General features: G+C 36.1%; 1 protein-coding gene. It reads right to left on the minus strand.

Annotated features, from left to right (window positions below; genetic code table 11):
• Positions 1-249: 249 nt before the first annotated feature.
• Positions 250-1896, minus strand: coding sequence for a methyl-accepting chemotaxis protein (locus AC220I_RS21510; protein ID WP_486725921.1), 1647 nt, complete (start codon positions 1894-1896; stop codon positions 250-252).
• Positions 1897-2249: the final 353 nt, after the last annotated feature.

Here is a 2249-nt window from a genome sequence, read left to right on the forward strand (position 1 = left end):
TGGCAACAAGAGTCAACCTGATTCAACTCTACAAACGATTGAATCTCTCTTAAATCAAATCAATGACAAATTTGAACTCACTAAAGAATCCATCGATGAACTTGAACAATTACTCGAAGAACTAAAGGGCCAAATTAAATAAGATAAAGCGCTTCTTTCTGATGGTAAGACTACCATAAGAAAGAAGCGCTTTTTAATTTCAGTAAATAAATCACCTGTAAAATCATGAGTCACAAGTATTTTGAGCTCTCATATTTTAAATTTGCTCACAATTTTAGTTAATTCCTCTGCCATCTCATTTATTGAACTCATGTTGGCTGAAACTTCTTCAAATGAAGCCGTTTGTTCCTCAACCGCTGAAGCAACATCTTGCGTATTACCTGAATTTTGAACGGCTACCGCCTGAATATCCTTTGCAGAATGTGCAATTTGGCTGAATTCGTTGTTTACACTTGTAGAAATACCCATGATTTCTTGTGAAGCATTTAATGTAACTGTCGTGATCTCTAATATTTCTTTCAGTTCCCCCTTCAGGGTTGCCATGGAATGTTCTTGTATTTTTGTCTTATCAACCAGTTCATTCATTGATGTTCTTACATTTATAGTCTTATCACTGATACTCGTAACAATGTCATTAATTTTCTTTGCCGATAAGGCAGTTTCCTCTGCTAACTTTCTAATTTCTTCAGCGACTACCGAGAAGCCTCTACCAGCTTCACCTGCACGTGCTGCTTCAATTGAGGCATTTAATGCTAGAAGATTCGTTTGAGATGAAATATTATGAATGAGGTCAACTATGGCCTTTATCTCTTCAGAGGACTGATTTAAGTCTTCAACAGTGTGAGATGCAGATCTAATAGAACTTACAAATTCATTAAGCTCATTTGACTGTAGTGAAGCTTGATGATCTCCATTTAAAACAGATTCTTGAGATTTTTCAGATGCCTTGACAGATTGATGCGCTTTTGAAGATACATTTTCAATATCCAGCTTGATCCTTTCCACAAGATGGTTTAACGCATCCAATTTATCATTTTGCATTACAGACCCTTCTGCCACATCCATGGATGACATGGCGATCATTTCCGTAGACTTCGTGAGTTCTTCAGTTGTATTTGAAATGGCATTCATATTATTGGACAACATGAATGCTATATTCGAAACTTCTTTAACGATTTCATGTATATTATCGATAAAACCGTTAAAATAATGTGTCATGTCAGCAATTTCGTCCTTGCTTGTGATATCAATGCGTTTGGTTAAATCACCATTGCCTTCTGACAGGTTCTTCAAGTCTTCCATGAGCAGGTTAATTGGTTTTCTGATCCCCTTATTTAAAAGCATGAAGGATATGATTCCGATCACTAATGCTAAGACCATAAGAAAGCCGTTTGTGGCCTTTGCCCTTGCAACTTTGGAGCTTGAATACTGAGAATACTCTGTGACCATTGTATTGATAGAACTCACAAAATCATCAACTTCTAAGTTAATCTGATTAAGAGCAACTTGATCTTTATCCTTGAGGACCGCTAAAAAAGCCACCTTATAAGTGGATTGCCATTCTTGTGTAATTGCCTTGAGTTTCATTTGGGTCTCCGCATGCTTTAGTTTAGAGAGCCCCTTTGCTTTATTACCTTCAGTGACATCTTTAATAATTTCATCAAAAACCTCAACTGTATTCTCTAAACGTTCTTTTGCTATGTCTTGATCAGTCATAACTATAACATTTGAAAGCTGTGCCAATTTATAACTTGTTGCACGTAATTTTCCTGAATTGTTCACAAAATTTGCATCTGTTTCCATGGTCTGATAAGTTTTAAAATTAATCGTTACGATTACAAATGATAAAAAAATCAAAAGACCAAAAGTAAGTAATAATTTGTGCTTAATCTTCATATGTGCTCAACCACCCTTTCATCTACGTCTATCTTGTTGGTATCTGGGCAATAATATTTACGTTTCAACCTATTATCAACGCTTCTTTACCACAATAATAGTTTACGCCATTATAAGTAAAAAATCCGTAACACAGGTTACGGATTCTGAGACTTTTAGACTATTCGTTTCAACTAACTTGATCACATTTATAAGGACTCTCTATAAGGGCCTAGTCCACCCGAGTATATCTCCCGGAGTTTCCCTTAACCTGTGCCACTGGAAAACGCGCCTTATTGCGTTCTAACTTCTCTAAGATAACCGTCTCAATATCTGCGTCAATAGAATCTGCAAGTAAAAACCCATAGATCAAA

This window comes from Fusibacter sp., from assembly GCF_057447755.1.

What these genes read in the sequence shown, in the direction of transcription:
- AC220I_RS21510 (WP_486725921.1), bottom strand. Translation starts at nt 1,896, where the DNA reads ATGAAGATTAAGCACAAATTATTACTTACTTTTGGTCTTTTGATTTTT.